Annotated in this window: 16 protein-coding genes; 13 read left to right on the top strand and 3 right to left on the bottom strand. The window is 72.2% G+C overall.

Annotated elements, in window-relative coordinates:
• Positions 1–102: 102 nt before the first annotated feature.
• Together Plo01_RS17300 and Plo01_RS17295 are read right to left on the bottom strand one after the other, a co-directional pair.
• Entirely contained in the window at positions 103–897 is a 795-nt protein-coding gene (locus Plo01_RS17300) for an ABC transporter permease (RefSeq protein ID WP_203891606.1), read from the bottom strand.
• The gene (locus Plo01_RS17295; protein ID WP_203891605.1) at positions 894–1,802 is read right to left on the bottom strand and encodes an ABC transporter ATP-binding protein; all 909 of its coding nucleotides are present in this window, start codon (positions 1,800–1,802) and stop codon (positions 894–896) included. The genes Plo01_RS17300 and Plo01_RS17295 overlap by 4 nt, the downstream gene beginning before the upstream one ends.
• A 182-nt stretch (positions 1,803–1,984) precedes the next feature.
• Between Plo01_RS17295 and Plo01_RS17290 the strand changes: the two genes are divergently transcribed.
• The 10 genes from Plo01_RS17290 (at position 1,985) to Plo01_RS17245 (ending at position 11,671) form a co-directional block, all read left to right on the top strand.
• The gene (locus Plo01_RS17290; RefSeq protein ID WP_203891604.1) at positions 1,985–2,761 is read left to right on the top strand and encodes a VOC family protein; all 777 of its coding nucleotides are present in this window, start codon (positions 1,985–1,987) and stop codon (positions 2,759–2,761) included.
• Positions 2,762–3,016: 255 nt separating this feature from the next.
• A complete protein-coding gene (locus Plo01_RS17285) occupies positions 3,017–3,736 on the top strand; it encodes a helix-turn-helix transcriptional regulator (RefSeq protein WP_203891603.1) in 720 nt (239 codons plus the stop codon).
• Positions 3,733–5,145 carry a Fe-S cluster assembly protein SufB gene (gene sufB, locus Plo01_RS17280; RefSeq protein WP_203891602.1) on the top strand — a complete coding sequence of 471 codons (1,413 nt, stop codon included), beginning with the start codon at positions 3,733–3,735 and terminating at the stop codon, positions 5,143–5,145. The genes Plo01_RS17285 and sufB overlap by 4 nt, the downstream gene beginning before the upstream one ends.
• Positions 5,145–6,266 (top strand): Fe-S cluster assembly protein SufD, encoded by a 1,122-nt coding sequence (sufD, locus tag Plo01_RS17275; RefSeq protein ID WP_203891601.1) that lies wholly within the window; start codon positions 5,145–5,147, stop codon positions 6,264–6,266. Before sufB ends, sufD begins: the two co-directional genes overlap by 1 nt.
• Positions 6,263–6,580, top strand: a complete 318-nt coding sequence (locus Plo01_RS17270; RefSeq protein WP_203891600.1) for a Rieske (2Fe-2S) protein — start codon at positions 6,263–6,265, stop codon at positions 6,578–6,580. Before sufD ends, Plo01_RS17270 begins: the two co-directional genes overlap by 4 nt.
• Positions 6,581–7,327, top strand: a complete 747-nt coding sequence (gene sufC, locus Plo01_RS17265; RefSeq protein WP_203891599.1) for a Fe-S cluster assembly ATPase SufC — start codon at positions 6,581–6,583, stop codon at positions 7,325–7,327.
• A 24-nt stretch (positions 7,328–7,351) separates the two neighbouring features.
• Positions 7,352–8,611: a cysteine desulfurase gene (locus Plo01_RS17260; protein ID WP_239316504.1), complete on the top strand. Its 1,260-nt coding sequence runs from the start codon at positions 7,352–7,354 to the stop codon at positions 8,609–8,611.
• A 43-nt stretch (positions 8,612–8,654) separates the two neighbouring features.
• Positions 8,655–9,092 (top strand): Fe-S cluster assembly sulfur transfer protein SufU, encoded by a 438-nt coding sequence (sufU, locus tag Plo01_RS17255; protein ID WP_203891597.1) that lies wholly within the window; start codon positions 8,655–8,657, stop codon positions 9,090–9,092.
• 58 nt (positions 9,093–9,150) lie between these two features.
• The gene (locus Plo01_RS17250) at positions 9,151–9,516 is read left to right on the top strand and encodes a metal-sulfur cluster assembly factor (protein ID WP_203891596.1); all 366 of its coding nucleotides are present in this window, start codon (positions 9,151–9,153) and stop codon (positions 9,514–9,516) included.
• Between the two features lie 367 nt (positions 9,517–9,883).
• Positions 9,884–11,671, top strand: a complete 1,788-nt coding sequence (locus Plo01_RS17245) for a DEAD/DEAH box helicase (RefSeq protein WP_203891595.1) — start codon at positions 9,884–9,886, stop codon at positions 11,669–11,671.
• Between the two features lie 104 nt (positions 11,672–11,775).
• Here the strand turns inward: Plo01_RS17245 and Plo01_RS17240 are convergent, their stop codons facing one another.
• Positions 11,776–13,173, bottom strand: coding sequence for a hypothetical protein (locus Plo01_RS17240; protein ID WP_203891594.1), 1,398 nt, complete (start codon positions 13,171–13,173; stop codon positions 11,776–11,778).
• A 155-nt stretch (positions 13,174–13,328) separates the two neighbouring features.
• Between Plo01_RS17240 and Plo01_RS17235 the strand changes: the two genes are divergently transcribed.
• The 3 genes from Plo01_RS17235 to Plo01_RS17225 all read left to right on the top strand — a co-directional run bounded on the left by Plo01_RS17235 (position 13,329) and on the right by Plo01_RS17225 (position 17,670).
• Positions 13,329–13,592 carry a phosphoribosyl-ATP diphosphatase gene (locus Plo01_RS17235; protein ID WP_068924109.1) on the top strand — a complete coding sequence of 88 codons (264 nt, stop codon included), beginning with the start codon at positions 13,329–13,331 and terminating at the stop codon, positions 13,590–13,592.
• Between the two features lie 61 nt (positions 13,593–13,653).
• Positions 13,654–14,499 (top strand): ATP phosphoribosyltransferase, encoded by an 846-nt coding sequence (gene hisG / locus Plo01_RS17230; protein WP_203891593.1) that lies wholly within the window; start codon positions 13,654–13,656, stop codon positions 14,497–14,499.
• A 117-nt stretch (positions 14,500–14,616) separates the two neighbouring features.
• Positions 14,617–17,670: a DUF7824 domain-containing protein gene (locus Plo01_RS17225; RefSeq protein WP_203891592.1), complete on the top strand. Its 3,054-nt coding sequence runs from the start codon at positions 14,617–14,619 to the stop codon at positions 17,668–17,670.

The following is a 17,670-nucleotide window of genomic DNA, read 5'->3' as shown; positions in this document are numbered from 1 at the left end:
ACTCAGGCCTTCCGCGTCCATGATCCGAGACGGAGTGCCGCCCGGGGACGACCGCTCCCGGTGGACGCTCACTCCCAGGGAACGCTCGCTTCCGGCGGGCGGTCACTCCCAGCGGAAGGTCCGGGAGGCGGCCAGGAGCGAGACGGCGGCCCAGGCCGCCAGGACCGTCAGAGCCGCCACCGGCAGCCCGGCGCCGTCGGTCAGGACGGAGCGGAGCCCGCCGGCCAGCGCGGAGATCGGCAGGAGTTCCAGTGCCTTCTCCATCGCGTCGGGGAAGGTCGACAGCGGGAAGACGACCCCGCCGCAGCCGAGCAGGAGCAGGTAGACCAGGTTCGCCCCGGCGAGCGTGGCCTCCGCGCGCAGCGTGCCCGCCATCAGCAGGCCGAGCCCGCTGAACGCGGCGGTGCCGAGCAGGAGCAGGGCCAGCGCCGCCAGCGGGGAGCCGCCCGGCCGCCAGCCCAGCGCGAGCGCCACCCCGGTGATGACGGCGATCTGGACGGTCTCGACCGCGATCACCGCGAGCGTCTTGGCCAGCATCAGCCCGCCCCGGGACAGCGGGGTCGCGCCCAGCCGCTTGAGCACGCCGTACCGCCGCTCGAAGCCGGTGGCGATGGCCTGCCCGGTGAAGGCGGTGGACATCACGGCCAGCGCGAGGACGCCGGGGGCCATGAAGTCCACCCGGGGGCCCTCGCCCACGTTCACCAGCGGCGCGGCGGAGAACCCGACGAGCAGCAGCACCGGGATGATCATCGTGAGCAGCAGCTGCTCGCCGTTGCGGAGTATCGCCCGGATCTCCGCGCCGGCCTGCGCCGCGACCATCCGGGACAGGGGCGCGGCGCCCGGGGCCGGGGTGAAGTCCAGCGCGGTGCCCGCGGGCCTGTCGTTCGCCGTGGTCATCGCAGCTCCCGGCCGGTCAGTTCGAGGAAGACGTCTTCCAGGGTGCGGCGCTCGATGCTGAGGTCGTCGGCCGTCACGCCCTCGGCGGCGCACCAGGCCGTCACGGTCGCCAGCAGCTCGGGGCCGACCTGCCCTTCGATGATGTAGTGCCCCGCGGGGGACTCCTTGGCCGAACTCCCCGCGGGCAGGGCGTTGAGCAGCTCGTCCAGGGTGAGCGCGGGCCGGGCGCGGAAGCGCAGCTGCCGCTCGGCGCCGGTGAGCGCGGCGGGCGTGCCCTCGGCCACCACCGTCCCGCGGTCGATGATCACCACGTGGTCCGCGAGCTTCTCGGCCTCGTCCATGTGGTGCGTGGTGAGCACCACCGAGACCCCGGCGGCGCGCAGCTCGCCCACCAGGTCCCAGCAGGCGTGCCGGGCCTGCGGGTCCAGCCCGGCGGTCGGCTCGTCGAGGAAGACCAGCTCGGGACGGCCGATGACGGCCGCGGCCAGCGAGACGCGCTGCTGCTGGCCGCCGGAGAGCCTGCGGTACGGCGTGCGGGCGTGCTCGGCCAGCCCCAGCCGGTCCAGCAGCGCCTGCGGGTCGAGCGGGCGGGCGTGGAAGCGGGCCGCCAGCCGGAGCCACTCCCCGCAGCGCATCGCCGGGGGGACGCCCCCGGCCTGGAGCATCACGCCCACCCTGGCCCGCAGCTCCGTCCGCGCCGGGTCGAGCCCGAGCACGCTGACGGTGCCGCCGTCGGCTCGCCGGAAGCCCTCGCAGATCTCGATCGTGGAGGTCTTGCCCGCGCCGTTGGGGCCGAGGATCGCGGTGACCGCGCCGCGGGCGGCGCGCAGGGACAGGCCGTCGATCGCGGTCGTCGGGCCGTATCGCTTGACCAGATCGATGATCTCGACGGCTGGGGAGTCCATGGCCACGAGTCTAGGGACTCCCCGGTCCGGTTCCTCTCGCGCCCTCGCGTCCGGACCCTCCCATGTCGGGTAAAAGGCTTCGGGACGATCCGGCCAAGTCTCCCGGCGGCCGCTGGGAGGCCCTCGCCGGCGCGTGTGACGCTGGAGGCGTCCCCGGGAGGCGGTGCGAGGGAGGTGCCGGCGTGTCCGAGCGGAGCGGGTACCCGCCCGGCGTCCCGTGCTGGGTGGAACTGTCGAGCACCGACGTCCTGGCGGCGGCCCGCTTCTACCGGGAGCTCTTCGGCTGGGACGTGATGTTCGACGAGGGTCCGCCGGAGACCGGCTACGGCCGGTTCACGTTGCGCGGCAAGTTCGTGGCCGGCCTCGATCCGCGGATCGGCCGCGGCGCGCACGCGATGTGGAACACGAGCGTGGCCACCGACGACGCCGTCGCGACGGCCGCCCGGGTGCGCGCCGCCGGGGGGTCGGTCGTCGTGGAACCGGTGAAGATCATGGATCGGGGGGTGCTGGCCGCCTTCCGGGACCCCTCGGGCGCTTTCTTCCTGGTCTGGCAGGCGGGGGAGGACTACGGGGCCGAGCTCGCCGGGGAGCCCGGCACCTTCGGCTGGGCCGAGCTGTCGGCCCGCGACACGGCCGTGGCGAAGGCCTTCTACGGGGAGGTGTTCGGCTGGGAGACCGCGGACACCGGGCCCGAGGGCGTCGAGTACGTCCGGTGGCGGGCGCACGGCCGATCCGTGGCGGGGGTGGTCCCCATGGGGCCGGACCTCCCGCCGGAGGTCTCCTCGCACTGGAGGACGTACTTCGTGGTGGCCGACGCCGACGCCGCCGTGGCGAGGGTCCGGGAGCTGGGCGGCAAGGTCTTCAGCGAGCCGGTGAACACCCCCGTCGGTCCGGTCGCGGTGATCGCCGACCCGCAGTTCGCCCCGTTCGCCGTCATCGCGCTGCACGAGTCCGTGTAAAGGATCTTTTGGCGGAGGAGTGCGGAGGGGTTCCGTGGCGGTGGCTTCACAGGTGATGGGAACAGACTCCCGTCACTGTCGCGTTGGGATCCGATGACGTCATTCCGCCGGTTCCGGCCGCAGTGCGCCGGCGACGTTTCCGCAGCTTAGGTAAGGCTTACCTGAGTGACGGATCTCATTTCACGGAAAGCTCACATCGGTTTGGCGCTGGGGAAGGAATTACGCCACACTGATGTTGTGAAATACGTGACCGGGATGTCAGGCACCAAGGAGACCGCCGCCGTGCGGCCTTCCGCGGTGCCCGCCGAGAGCGGCACGCGCGCGCGTGTCGCCCGGCTCATCCTGGAGCACGGACCCATCACGGCCGCCGCCCTCGGCGAACGACTCGGGCTCACCCCCGCCGCCGTCCGCCGCCACCTGGACGCCCTGCTCGCCGACGGGATGATCGAGCCCCGTACGGCGCGCCCGCGCGGCCAGCGAGGACGCGGGCGACCGGCCAAACTGTTCGCCATCACCGATGCCGGGCGCAGCGCCTTCGAGCACGCTTACGACGGTCTCGCGGGCAGCGCGCTGCGCTTCCTCGCCGAGCGCGTGGGCGAGGAAGCCGTGGCCGAGTTCGCCCGGGCGCAGGTGTCCGGCCTGGTCGGCCGCCTGCGCTCCGAGATGGACGGCGTCCCCGCCGACCAGCGGGTGCGGGTCCTGGCCGAGGCCCTCTCGGCCGACGGCTACGCCGCCTCGGCGAGCAAGGCCGCTCTCGGTGGCGAGCAGCTGTGCCAGCACCACTGCCCGGTGGCGCACGTGGCCGCGGAGTTCCCGCAGCTGTGCGAGGCCGAGACGGAGGCGTTCGCGCAGATCCTCGGCACGCCAGTGCAGCGGCTCGCGACCATCGCCCACGGCGACGGGGTGTGCACCACCCACGTGAGCCCGCCCCGTCATAGAACGATCGACGAATCGAGCAAGGAGACCGGAAGGTGACTGTCACCGACCGCCCGGAGCTGGAAGGCCTCGGGAATTACAAGTTCGGCTGGGCCGACTCGGACGCGGCGGGCGCCGCCGCCAAGCGCGGCCTGTCCGAGGAGGTCGTCCGTAACATCTCCGCGCTCAAGAACGAGCCGGAGTGGATGCTGGACCTGCGCCTGAAGGGCCTGCGCCTCTTCGGTAAGAAGCCCATGCCGACCTGGGGCTCCGACCTGACCGGCATCGACTTCGACAACATCAAGTACTTCGTGCGCTCCACCGAGAAGCAGGCCGCTTCCTGGGACGAGCTGCCCGAGGACATCAAGAACACCTACGACAAGCTCGGCATCCCCGAGGCGGAGAAGCAGCGGCTCATCGCCGGCGTCGCCGCCCAGTACGAGTCCGAGGTCGTCTACCACAAGATCCGCGAGGACCTTGAGGAGAAGGGTGTCATCTTCGTCGACACCGACACCGGCCTGCGCGAGCACGAGGAGCTCTTCAAGGAGTACTTCGGCTCGGTCATCCCGGTCGGCGACAACAAGTTCGCCGCGCTGAACACCGCGACCTGGTCCGGCGGCTCCTTCATCTACGTGCCGCCGAACGTCAACGTGGAGATCCCGCTCCAGGCCTACTTCCGGATCAACACCGAGAACATGGGCCAGTTCGAGCGGACGCTGATCATCGTGGACGAGAACTCCTACGTCCACTACGTCGAGGGCTGCACCGCGCCGATCTACTCCTCCGACTCGCTGCACTCCGCGGTCGTGGAGATCATCGTGAAGAAGGGCGCCCGCTGCCGTTACACGACCATCCAGAACTGGTCGAACAACGTCTACAACCTGGTCACCAAGCGCGCCGTGGCCTACGAGGGCGCGACCATGGAGTGGATCGACGGCAACATCGGTTCCAAGGTCACGATGAAGTACCCGGCCGTCTACCTCATGGGCGAGCACGCCAAGGGCGAGACGCTGAGCGTCGCCTTCGCCGGCGAGGGCCAGCACCAGGACGCCGGCGCCAAGATGGTGCACCTGGCGCCGAACACCAGCTCCACCGTCATCTCCAAGTCCGTCGCCCGCGGCGGCGGCCGCACCTCCTACCGCGGTCTGGTCCAGATCGAGGAGGGCGCCCACGGCAGCGCCAGCACCGTCAAGTGCGACGCGCTCCTGGTCGACCAGATCAGCCGTTCCGACACCTACCCCTACGTGGACGTCCGCGAGGACGACGTGTCGATGGGCCACGAGGCCACGGTCTCCAAGGTCTCCGAGGACCAGCTGTTCTACCTGATGAGCCGAGGCCTGGACGAGGACGAGGCGATGGCGATGATCGTGCGCGGCTTCGTCGAGCCGATCGCCCGCGAGCTCCCGATGGAGTACGCCCTCGAGCTGAACCGCCTGATCGAACTGCAGATGGAAGGGGCCGTCGGCTGATGGGCCTGAACGAGAAGCCGCTGTCGACGCTCCACGAGAAGGCCTCCTACGAGCTGGCCGACTTCGCGGTCCCGACGGGCCGCGAGGAGGAGTGGCGCTTCACCCCGCTGTCGCGGCTCAAGGGCCTGCACGACGGCACCGCCGCCGCCTCCGGCGCGGTGAACGTCACGGTGGACGCCGCCCCCGAGGTGACCGTGGAGACCGTGGGCCGCGACGACCAGCGTCTCGGCAAGGCCTACGTGCCCGCCGACCGGGTCAGCGCCCAGGCCTACACCGCCTTCGAGAAGGCCACGGTCCTGACGGTCCCGCGCGAGGCGGTCGCCTCCAGGCCGACGACGATCACGCTCACCGGCAGCGGCGACGGCGTCGCCTACGGCCACATCCTCGTCAAGCTGGAGGCGATGGCCGAGGCCGTCGTCGTCCTCGACCACCGGGGCAGCGCGGTCTACGCCGACAACGTCGAGTTCGTCGTGGGCGACGGCGCCACGCTCAAGGTCGTCAGCCTGCAGGACTGGGCCGACGACGCGGTGCACGTCTCCCACCACCACGCCCAGCTCGGCAAGGACGCGACGTTCCGGAGCTTCGTGGTGACCCTGGGCGGCGACCTGGTACGGCTCTCGCCGTCGGTCTCCTACACCGCCCCGGGCGGCGACGCCGACCTGACCGGCCTGTACTTCGTGGACGCCGGCCAGCACCTGGAGCACCGCCTGCTGGTGGACCACTCGCAGCCCAACTGCCGCAGCAACGTGGTCTACAAGGGCGCGCTGCAGGGCGAGGACGCGCACGCGGTCTGGATCGGCGACGTGATCATCCGGGTCGAGGCCGAGGGCACCGACACCTACGAGCTCAACCGGAACCTCCTGCTCACCGACGGCGCCCGCGCCGACTCGGTGCCGAACCTGGAGATCCTCACCGGCGAGGTCGCCGGGGCGGGTCACGCCAGCGCCTCCGGCCGCCTGGACGACGAGCACATCTTCTACCTCCAGGCTCGCGGCATCCCGTTCGACGAGGCCCGCCGCCTGGTGATCCGGGGCTTCTTCGGCCAGCTCATCGAGAAGATCGAGGTCGAGGAGCTCCGCGACCGGGTGATGAGCAAGGTCGAGGCGGGGCTCGCCGGATGACGTTCGAGAAGATCTGCAAGGTCGCCGACATCCCCGACGGGGGCGTGATCGGCGTCGAGGTCGGGGAGACCCCGGTCGCCCTGGTCCGCAAGGGCGAGGAGGTCCACGCCCTGCACGACGTGTGCTCCCACGCCGAGGTCAAGCTCAGCGAGGGCGAGGTCTACGACGACACCCTGGAGTGCTGGCTGCACGGCTCGTGCTTCGACCTGCGCACCGGCAAGCCCACCGGCCCGCCCGCCAACAAGCCCGTTCCCGTTTACCGAGTCAAGATCGACGGCGACGACGTTCTCGTCTCGCTCTCGAAGGAGTCATAAGTGTCAACGCTTGAGATCCGTGACCTCCAGGTCGCCGTCGAGGACAAGCAGATCCTGCGCGGCGTCAACCTGACCGTGAAGGCCGGCGAGACCCACGCCATCATGGGCCCCAACGGCTCGGGCAAGTCCACGCTCGCCTACGCCGTCGCCGGCCACCCGAAGTACACCATCACCGGCGGCCAGGTCCTGCTGGACGGCGTCGACATCCTGGAGCTCTCGGTCGACGAGCGCGCCCGCGCCGGCCTGTTCCTCGCCATGCAGTACCCGGTCGAGGTCCCCGGAGTCAGCGTCTCCAACTTCCTGCGCTCGGCGGTCACCGCCGCGCGCGGCGAGGCGCCCAAGCTCCGCGAGTTCGCCAAGGACCTCAAGGCCGGCATGGACGCGCTGTCCATCGACGCCTCCTTCGCGCAGCGCAACCTGAACGAGGGCTTCTCCGGCGGTGAGAAGAAGCGCCACGAGATCCTCCAGATGGAGCTGCTCAAGCCGAAGATCGCCGTACTCGACGAGACCGACTCCGGCCTGGACGTCGACGCCCTGCGCGTGGTCTCCGAGGGAGTCAACCGCTTCCGCGCCTCCGGCGAGACCGGCGTCCTCCTCATCACCCACTACACCCGCATCCTGCGCTACGTGAAGCCGGACTTCGTCCACGTCTTCGCCGGCGGGCGAATCGTGGAGGAGGGCGGCCCCGAGCTCGCCGACAAGCTGGAGGCCGAGGGCTACGAGGCGTACACCAAGGCCTCCGCGTAGCGGATGAGGAGCGGTAAGCGACCCATGGACACCGTGTTCGACGTGGAGCGGATCAGGAAGGACTTCCCGGTCCTCTCCCGCGAGCTGCCCGGCGGCAGGCCGCTGGTCTACCTCGACTCGGGCAACTCCTCGCAGAAGCCCTTCCAGGTGATCGAGACCATGCGCGAGCACCTGGCCGTGCACTACGCCAACGTCGGCCGCGCCATGCACGTGCTGGGCGCGGAGTCCACCGAGGCCTACGAGTCGGCGCGGGAGAAGGTCGCGGCCTTCGTGGGCGCGCCGAGCCGCGACGAGATCGTCTTCACCAAGAACGCCTCCGAGGCGCTCAACCTGGTGGCCTACGCCTTCGGCAACCCCATCAACGAGGACCCCCGGTTCACGATGGGGCCCGGCGACGAGATCGTCATCTCCGAGATGGAGCACCACTCCAACATCGTGCCGTGGCAGCTGCTGGCCCGCCGTACCGGCGCCACGCTGAGGTGGTTCTCGGTCACCGACGAGGGCCGGCTGGACCTGTCGGACCTCGACGAGCTGGTCACCGAGCGCACGAAGATCGTGTCGATCGCGCACCAGTCGAACGTGCTCGGCACCGTCAACCCGGTCGCCCGGGTGCTGGAGCGGGTCCGCCAGGTGGGCGCGCTGATGATGCTCGACGCCTCGCAGTCGGTCCCGCACAAGGCGGTGGACGTGGCCGCGCTGGACGTGGACTTCCTGGCGTTCACCGGGCACAAGGCCGTCGGCCCCTCCGGGATCGGCGTGCTGTGGGCCCGCGCCGAGCTGCTGGAGGCCATGCCCCCGTTCCTGGGCGGCGGCGAGATGATCGAGGCGGTCTGGATGGACCGCTCGACCTACGCGCCCGCGCCGCACAAGTTCGAGGCGGGCACCCCGCCGATCGTCGAGGCCGTCGGCCTGGGCGCGGCGGTGGACTACCTGTCCTCGGTCGGCATGGACGCCATCGCCGCCCACGAGCGCGAGCTGACCCGCTACGCGCTGGAGGCGCTGGGCGAGGTGCCCGGCCTGCGGGTGGTGGGCCCGACGGACCTGGAAGACCGCGGCGGTACGGTGTCGTTCACCCTGGACGGGATCCACCCGCACGACGTCGGCCAGATCCTGGACGACGAGTTCGGCGTGGCCGTGCGCGTGGGGCACCACTGCGCGCGCCCGCTCCACCTGAGGTTCGGGATCCCCGCCACCACGCGGGCCTCCTTCTACCTCTACAACACCCCGGCCGAGATCGACGCCCTGGTCCGCGGCCTCCACCACGTGCGCAAGGTCTTCGCCTAGCGATGACCGAGCCAGCAGCCGAGCCACGAGTGAGCGCAAGCCTATGATCGCCGAGTCGATGTACCAGGAGCTGATCCTGGAGCACTACAAGCACCCCCAGGGACGCGGCCTGCGCGACCCCTTCGACGCCGAGGTCCACCACGTGAACCCGACCTGCGGCGACGAGATCACCATGCGGGTGAGGCTGGGGGACGGGGACAAGGTCGAGGACGTCTCCTACGACGGCCAGGGCTGCTCGATCAGCCAGGCGGCGGCCTCGGTCCTGCACGAGCTCGCCACCGGTTCGACCGTGGGGGAGACGCTCGCGGTGGTGGACGAGTTCACCCGGCTGATGCAGGGCAGGGGCCAGGTGGAGCCGGACGAGGACGTGCTCGGCGACGCCGTCGCGTTCGCCGGGGTCGCCAAGTTCCCGGCCCGGGTCAAGTGCGCGCTGCTGGCGTGGATGGCCTACAAGGACGCGCTCGCCAGGAGCGCGTCGTGAACGAGCGAGCTGTGAACACCGGGACCCGGCCCGCCCGGACACCGGCGAAGGAGGCCAGATGAGCAAGCCCGTGGAGACGCCGACCTCGGCGTACGACGGGGAGACGAACCTTGACGAGGTCATGGAGGCCCTCAAGGACGTCGTGGACCCCGAACTCGGCATCAACGTCGTGGACCTCGGTCTGGTCTACGGGGTCAACCTCGACCCCGCCGAGGCCGGGACCGCTCCGATCGCGACCATCGACATGACGCTGACCAGCGCGGCCTGCCCGCTGACCGACGTCATCGAGGAGCAGGCGCACTCCGCGCTGGAGGGCATGGTCTCCGACGTGAAGATCAACTGGGTCTGGCTCCCGCCGTGGGGTCCGGACAAGATCACTGACGAGGGGCGCGACCAGCTCCGGATGCTCGGCTTCAACGTCTGACACACCTGTCTCCGGTACGGTTCACGGCCCGCGGGTTGTGAGCCGTACCGGAATGTGTGAGAGGATGCCCCCTGCCGGGAAGAAAAGCCCGGCCAGGAGCGTTGCTCCATGACGGACAAGCGCCCGCCCCATGGCGTGGGCGCCCCGATTGGCCCGGCACTGCGAACGCCGGGAATGCTTGATCGTGGTTTGACTGCGTGCGGGTAAGATTGACCCGCCCCGTGCGGTGCGCCTCGACATGCACCGCACCACCGCCCCCTTCCGTGGGCGTCGATCGAGCGCGGCCACCTGCCGCGCGTCCAGGCTCGTCCTTTCGCAGAAGTGACGTGCCACGTACTTCTATCGAAAGGCACGAATCTTCGTGACCATGCTTGACGCTGTCCTGCCCGAGAACGACGAGTTCAACGAGCTCAGCGACCTTCCCGAGCTCGACGGGCTCGCGGAATCCGACGACGCCGAGACCGCCGACAGCGGACCCGACTTCGCCATGCTCGGCCTGCCCAAGCCCCTCGTGGCCGCGCTGTCCCGCCAGGGCATCGACAGCCCCTTCCCCATCCAGCGCATCGCCATCCCCGACGTCCTCGCCGGGATCGACGTGCTCGGCCGCGGCCAGACCGGCTCCGGCAAGACGCTGGCCTTCGGCCTGCCCACCATGACCCGCGTCGCCGGCGTCAAGGCGGCCCCCGGCCGCCCCCGCGCGGTCATCCTGGTCCCGACCCGCGAGCTGGCCATGCAGGTCACCGACGCGCTCGAGCCGCTGGGCCGCGGTCTGTCCCTGCGCATGAAGACCGTCGTCGGCGGCATGTCGATGGGCCGCCAGATCGAGGCGCTGCGCCGCGGCGTCGAGATCGTCGTGGCCACCCCGGGCCGCCTGACCGACCTCATCCAGCAGGGGGAGTGCTCCCTGGAGGACGTCCAGGTGACCGTCCTGGACGAGGCCGACCACATGTGCGACCTCGGCTTCTTCCCGGTCGTGAGCGCCCTGCTCCAGCAGACCCCGGCCGGCAGCCAGCGCCTGCTGTTCTCCGCCACCCTCGACGGTGACGTGGACAAGCTGGTCAAGCGCTTCCTCACCGACCCGGTGACGCACTCCCTGGCCCCGGCCACCTCCCCGGTGGACACCATGGAGCACCACGTCCTGGAGGTGCACCGCGACGACAAGTTCCCGGTGACCGCCGAGATCGCCAACCGCGACGGCCGGACGATCATCTTCGTCCGCACCCAGCACGGCGTGGACCGCCTGTGCAAGCAGCTCGCCCAGGTCGGCGTCAAGGCCGGCGGCCTGCACGGCGGCAAGCGGCAGAACCAGCGCACCCGCATCCTGGCGGAGTTCAAGGAAGGCGCGATCAGCGTCCTGGTCTGCACCGACGTCGCGGCCCGCGGCATCCACGTGGACAACATCAGCCTGGTGCTGCACGTGGACCCGCCGCAGGACCACAAGAGCTACCTGCACCGCGGCGGCCGTACGGCCCGCGCCGGGGAGAAGGGCACCGTCATGACGCTGGTGCTCCCCAACGAGCGCCGCTCCACCGACGCGATGACCCGCCGCGCGGGCATCAAGCCGTTCCGCCTCAAGGCCACCCCGGGCCACCCGCGCCTTTCGGAGGTCGCCGGCGCCCGCATGCCCAGCGGCGAGCCGATCCCGGTCTGGGAGCCCTCGGCTCCGGTCGCCAAGCAGCGCCAGCGCCGCGAGGGCTTCGGCGGCGGTGGCGGCCGCGGCCCGCGTCGCTTCCGTGACCGTCCCGGCCACGGCGGCGAGGGCTACCAGCCCCGTGAGCGCTCCGCCGGCGACGAGCGGTCCGGCGAGAGCCGCGGCGGCTACCGCGGTGAGGGGCGCGGCAACGGCGGCAACGTGAGCGACCTGCGCGGCCAGTACCGCACCGAGCGTCCGGCCGGTGAGCGCGGTTCGTTCCGCGGCGACCGGCAGGGTGACCGGCAGAGCGGCGGCTACCGTGGCGAGCGCCAGGGCGGCTACCGCAGCGGTGAGCGTTCCTTCGGCGACGACCGCGGCGGTTACCGCGCCGAGGGCCGTTCCGGCTCCTGGGGCGAGTCCCGTGGCGGCGAGCGTCGCCCCGAGGGCCGCACCGACGGCCGCGGGTTCCGCGGCGGCCGCCCGCACGGCGACCACTCCGGCGGCCACCGCTACGGCCGCTGATCACTTCTGACGACCCGGAGGGCCGGTACGGCAGCCGCCGTGCCGGCCCTTCGGCATGTGACCGGGGACCGCGCGGAACGGCCCCCGGACCGGTGCCCCGGAGGTCAGGCGGGGCGCGCCGGGGCCCGGCCGTTCGGCGCGGGGGTCCGGTCGCCCGCCTGGCCGCCCGGTGACTCCTCCGCGGCGGTGCTCTTGGCGCCCCGCACGCTGTCGAGCACGTTCTGGGCCCGCTGGTCGACGAACCGGGTGAACAGCTGCTGGGCGTAGCCGAACAGCACGGCCCAGGCCAGGATCTGGGCCGAGGAGTCGAGCGCGCTCAGGCCGGGGACGAACTCGCCCCGCATGAGGACCAGGCCGACCAGGGCGGTCAGGGCGCCCATCGGGAGCTTCAGCAGGGCCAGGGCGATCGGCAGCCCGAACGGCACGCTGCTCCCGCGCAGGTTCTTCAGGGCGAGGGCGGCGGAGATCGCCGCCGCGATGAGCCCCGCGAACTCGATCGTCAGGAGATCCAGCCTGTCCACGGTCCTGGCCAGCACGGCGTCGAGGTCCTCCGCCGCAGTGAAGGCGTTCTGCTCCGTGGGGCACACCATGAGCCGGCCCCCGTTCTGCTGCACGGGGGTGAAGCACAGCGGGATGGCGGTCGGGTTCCGCAGGCCGAACAGGGCGACGCCGACGGCGAGGACGGTCATGACCACGGTGGTGACGATGAGGACGTTGCGGAAGCTCCGCACGCGCATCTGCTCCCGGCCCGCCTGGGAGCTCGCCGCACGCACGGCCGCGACGATCTGGGTGCGCTCCGCCCCGGTGATCGGCGGAGGGTCGGAGCGGTCCGGGCGGAGCCGCTGGTGCGCCGCGCCGGAGGGCTGCTCCAGCCTCTCGTTCAGCCGCTCCACCAGGGCCCTGAAGCTGCGCAGCCGCATGTCGTCGCGGTCCAGGTGGCGCTCGGCGTGCGCGAGGAAATTGGGCAGCTGCCCGTAGAGGTAGTCGTCCGGAGCCTTGCGGAGCAGGTCCGCCTCGGCCGCGTCGCAGTTGCTGCTGACCCGCTCGTGCGTGGCGCCGCTGACGGACCGCCACCAGCCGTGCTGGTGCTGCGCCGCGTGCCGGGCCGAGGCGAGATGGTCCCTGGCGGTGACGGCCACGCACCCCGGCGGGGGATCCGGGGCCGTGGCGGTCTCGGCGGACGGGGCGGCGGAGTCGCTGCGGTACTCCACCCAGTCGTACAGGGCCTCCAGTTCGAGGATGCGGGTCAGCGCGCCCTCCCGCCACGCGGAGGGCGCGGTCGAGGCGCCGGGGTCGAAGGGGATGCGGCGGACGCCCTCCACGCCGCCGCCCGGCGCCCGGGCGCGGCTCCGGCCCGTGTCGTCGCCCGGCTCCGGACGCCGCCCGGCGCCGCCGGGTGACCGGTACTGGTCCCCGTGCCGGTCCTTCTCCCCGTCCCCGCCCGGTGACCCGGACGTTCCCCGCCCCCGGCGGGGATTCCTGGTTCTGTTGAGAATCCCCATGTCAAGCCCTTTCCCACCCCCGGGCTCCCCATTGCTCCGAGGAGCCTCCCGGCGGGTGTCCGTGTCGAGAGGTCTCGCACGCTGGACACGCGCGCACGCGTCCCCGCCGGGCCCGTTAGGCTGGGCTGGCACATCCGACGACGCCGAGAGAGACCATGAAGACCTTCGAAGAGCTGTTCGCCGAGCTGTCCGACAAGGCGCGCACCCGGCCCGCGGGGTCGGGGACCGTGGCCGCGCTGGACGCCGGGGTCCATGCCATCGGCAAGAAGGTCGTGGAGGAGGCCGCCGAGAGCTGGATGGCGGCCGAGCACGAGTCGAACGAGCGGGCCGCGGAGGAGATCTCCCAGCTCCTCTACCACGTCCAGGTCCTCATGATCGCCAAGGGGATCGGGCTGGACGAGGTCTACAAGCATCTCTGAGCCGGTCAGCCCGGCCGCTTGCGCAGAAGACCGACTCGTCCACGTAAGGAATCCTCCCGCCATGCTGCGTCTCGCCGTCCCCAACAAGGGAGCCCTGTCCGAGGGCGCCCAGACGATCCTCAAGGAAGCCGGATACCGCCCGCGCCGGGACAGCAAGGAGCTCGTGGTCGTCGACCCCGAGAACTCCTGCGAGCTGTTCTTCCTGCGCCCCAAGGACATCGCCGTCTACGTCGGCGAGGGCACCCTGGACGCCGGGATCACCGGCCGCGACATGCTCCACGACTCCGGCGCCCGGGTCGAGGAGATCCTGCCGCTCGGCTTCGGCCGCTCCACCTTCCGCTTCGCCGCGCCCCCGGACGGGTTCCGCTCCGTGGCCGACCTGAAGGGCCGGCGGATCGCCACCGCCTACGCCGGGCTGCTGGAGGGCTACCTCGCCGAGCAGGAAGTCGAGGCCCGGGTGATCAAACTGGACGGGGCGGTCGAGACCGCCGTCCGGCTGGGCGTGGCCGACGCGGTCGCCGACGTCGTGGAGACCGGGACCACCCTGCGCAACATGGGCCTGGAGGTGTTCGGCGAGCCGATCGCGCGCTCCGAGGCCGTGCTGATCAAGCGGGTGGACACCGAGGAGGACCAGGGGGTCAGGCAGCTCATCCGCCGCCTGCAGGGTGTGCTGGTGGCCCGCGACTACGTGATGATGGACTACGACATCCGGGCCGAGCGGATCGAGGAGGCCATCGCGCTCACCCCGGGCATGGAGGGCCCCACGGTCTCCCCGCTGCACCGGGAGGGCTGGGTCGCGGTCCGGGCCATGGTGCCGCGCAAGGGCCACCAGCAGGTCATGGACCAGCTCTGGGAGATCGGCGCCAAGGCCATCCTGGTCACCGCCATCTACGCCTGCCGTCTCTGACGCCCTTCCCGGCGGCCTGCCTCCGACGCCGTTGCGGGGGAACCCGTCGGGCGGGGGACGCGGGGTCCGCCGTCTCCCGGGCGGGTTCTGTCGGAGGTGATCTCTAGCGTGTGCCGCATGACGACTGCGGTGCACGAAACCGATCGCGGCGAGGGCGGCCGCTTGAGCGCCTGGGAGACCGTACGGGAGGCCGTCGGCACGGGTGACGCCTCCCGGGTGGCGGCCGAGGTGCTCCGGCTCGACGAGGCGGGGCGCAGGGAGGCGGCCCGCGCGCTGCGCGGCCACATCGCCGCCGCCAGGGACGCCGCCCACGAGCGCCACGCCCGCCGCGAGGCCGTGGCCGAGGCGGCCGAGGAACGGGCCCGGGAGGAGTTCGTCCGGGCCGAGACGGCCCGGGGCCGTTCCAGCGGCGAGGCGCATGAGTCGTGGTGGACCTGGGGCCGCTTCCGGCCTGGACACGGACACGGGGTCGACTGGGCCGAGCGGGACGACTGGATCGAGCCCATGCGGGTCGCCGGGGCGGGCACGCTCAGTACGGCGGCCGCCGTCGTCACCTGGCTCTACCGGCGCGACTTCACCCGCTGGCGGTGGAACGGCGATCACGATCCGCTGCTCGGAGTGATCGCCGCCCGTCCTCCGGAGTGGCAGGCCGACCTGGCCGTCCGTCTCGCTCTGCGGTTGCGCGCCACCCGGGGGCGGGCCAGGGACGACAGCGCGGAGCTGGCGCTGGAGATGCTGCGCCGTACCGGAGCCGTCCCGCCCGACCACGACCCGCTCGTGGTCGCCTGGGTGTCCACGCCGGCCGACCTGGAGAACGACCCGCTGACCGGGCATCTGCTCCCGCGGATCTTCGAGGCCCAGGGCGTGGGCCGGGCGCTGCGCGAGGACCGGGTCGAGGCGCCCGAATGGGACCGGGAGCGGCACTCCTGGCTGCGCTCGCTGCGCGACCTGGCCGACGCGGGCCGCCTCGACCGCGACCTGCTGGTCGACGGCTGCGTCCGGCGCTTCCTGCTCGGCGGGGACGCCGCCGACCTGCGGTTCTTCGTACGTCTGTACGACCTGCTCGACCCCGCCCCGAGCCCGGAACGCGCCCGCGACCACCTGCGGCTGCTGCCCGCCGCGCCGGGACCGGTGGCCGAGCTGGCGCTGCGGGAGCTGCGCCGCGCCGGTGCCCTGGACGGGGAGACCGGTGGGCTGATCGGCGAGGCGGTGGAGGCGCTGCTGTTCCGCGCCGAGGGCAAGCTGGTCCGCGCCGGGCTGACCCTGCTCGACCGGGCGGCCCGGGACGCCGGCGGCGGCCTCGACCACCTGGCGCCCGCGCTGGCCTCGGCGTTCCTGAGCGAGTCGTACGAGGTCCGGGAGCGTGCGGTACGGCTGGCCGTCCGGCACGCCGGGCGCTTCTCCCCGGTCGGGGCCGAGGCCGTGCGCGAGGCGGCGAGCACCCTTCCCCCGGACCTGGCGGAACGGCTGTCCGCGGCGTACGGCGAGGTGGACTGCTCGCCGGCCGAGGAGACCGACGACTTCCGGCCGGTCCCGCTTCCGTCGTTCGAGGCGCCCGCCCGCAGGCCGTTCCTCCCGGCGCTCGGCGACCTGACCGGCACGTACACCCGGGTCCACGACGGCGTCGAGTTCGAGCGCTGGCTCGACGGCTTCGTGCGCTCACCGGAAGCGAGGACGGCCGGGGAACCGCTGCCGGGGCAGACCGAGCTCTACGGCCACCGCCACTGGACCCGGCCCGAGCAGTGGGCCGAGGCGCTGCTGCGGGAGGCCGCCGACCCCGGCGCCGAGCCGCCCGTCCCCGAGCCCGAGCGCGCCCCCGCCTACGCCCATCATGTTCTCAGCGTGCGCATCGCCGAGGATGGGGTGGAGACCGACGTGGAGACCGATTTCGGCCGGCTGCCCGCCGAGACGCGCGAGAACATCGCCGCCGCTCTCGCAGAGCAGGGCATCCCCCTGGGCAACCTTGAGCATTTCGAGGAGGGGCTCCCGATCGAAGGGGAGATCCTCGGCATCTCCATGATGTCGTCGGGGAGCTGGAGGCGTCCGGAGGAGGAACCGGAGGAACCGGAGGAACCACGTGACCGGCTGCCCGGCCCGGACTCCGTCTCGCCGCCGCACCGGGCCATGCTGCTGCGCTGCGCCGAGGTCCACGCCGCGCTGAAGGCCGGGACGCTCCCGCCGTACCTGCTGGCCACGCCGACCCTGACCTCCGGCCACATCGACCCCGCCGAGCTGGTCGCCCGGCTGGAGGGCTACGAGCGGGCGGGCGCGACGGCCCTGCCCGCCGACCTGCAGCAGGCGCTGCTGCGCCTGCCCCGGGAGGTCGATCCGGAGATCGTGGAGCGCGGGGGGCGGCTGGTCTCCGAGGCGGGCGTCATGCTGGCGCGATGGCTGAAGGAGCGGCCGGAGCCGGTGACGCGCGTGGACTGGTCCCACGGCGACCTCGAATACACCCATGACCTGCAGCCGGGCGAGCACCACCCCCGGCTGCACCCCCGCATCCGGCTGGAACCGGCCGGGCAGCCCCTGCTCGACGTGCTGCTGGCCGACCCGCCCCCCTACCGGCGGGACGAATACGGCGTCCACATGGACTCCTGGTGGCTGCTGCTGCCCTCCGACCGGGAGGCGGTGGCCATGCACCTGCTGCCGCACCTGCTCGACGGCTGGAACCGGCCCGGTTACTTCCACCGATACGTCGCCGGGCTGTTCCACCAGGACGGACCGGTGGGTGAGGGGCTGGCGCTGCCGGTCGCCTACCTGCTGGCCGATCGTGGCTGGCACCGGTCGGCCGAGCGAGGCCAGGAGCTGTTTCTGCGGGCGGCCGCCGCCGGGTGCCTGCCCGCCGCGGAGTGCGGCCGCCAGCTCGGCCTGGTGCTGCGCAGGACGTCGGCCAAGCTGAACGACGCGCTGTCGTCGCTGGAGGAGTGCGCGAGGAAGGGGGCGCACCGGGAGGTCTGGGAGATCATGACCGGCCTGCTCCCCGTCTACCTGCCGGGGCCGGGGGAGCGGGCGCACTCCGCCCACACCCGGGCGCTCGCCTTCGCCGCCGAGGCCGCCCGCCGGGCGGACGCGCGCGGCCCGATCCCGGAGGTCGCGCGGATCGCCGCGCACAGGGCGACGAGCGGCTACGTCCGCGCGGCCCGCGCGCTGCACGGGCGACTCGACCGGTGA

The sequence above is a fragment of the Planobispora longispora genome (assembly GCF_016863135.1).
Classification (GTDB): domain Bacteria; phylum Actinomycetota; class Actinomycetes; order Streptosporangiales; family Streptosporangiaceae; genus Planobispora; species Planobispora longispora.
Note: the sequence above shows the minus strand (reverse complement) of the source record. Positions and strands in the feature narration are given on the sequence as shown.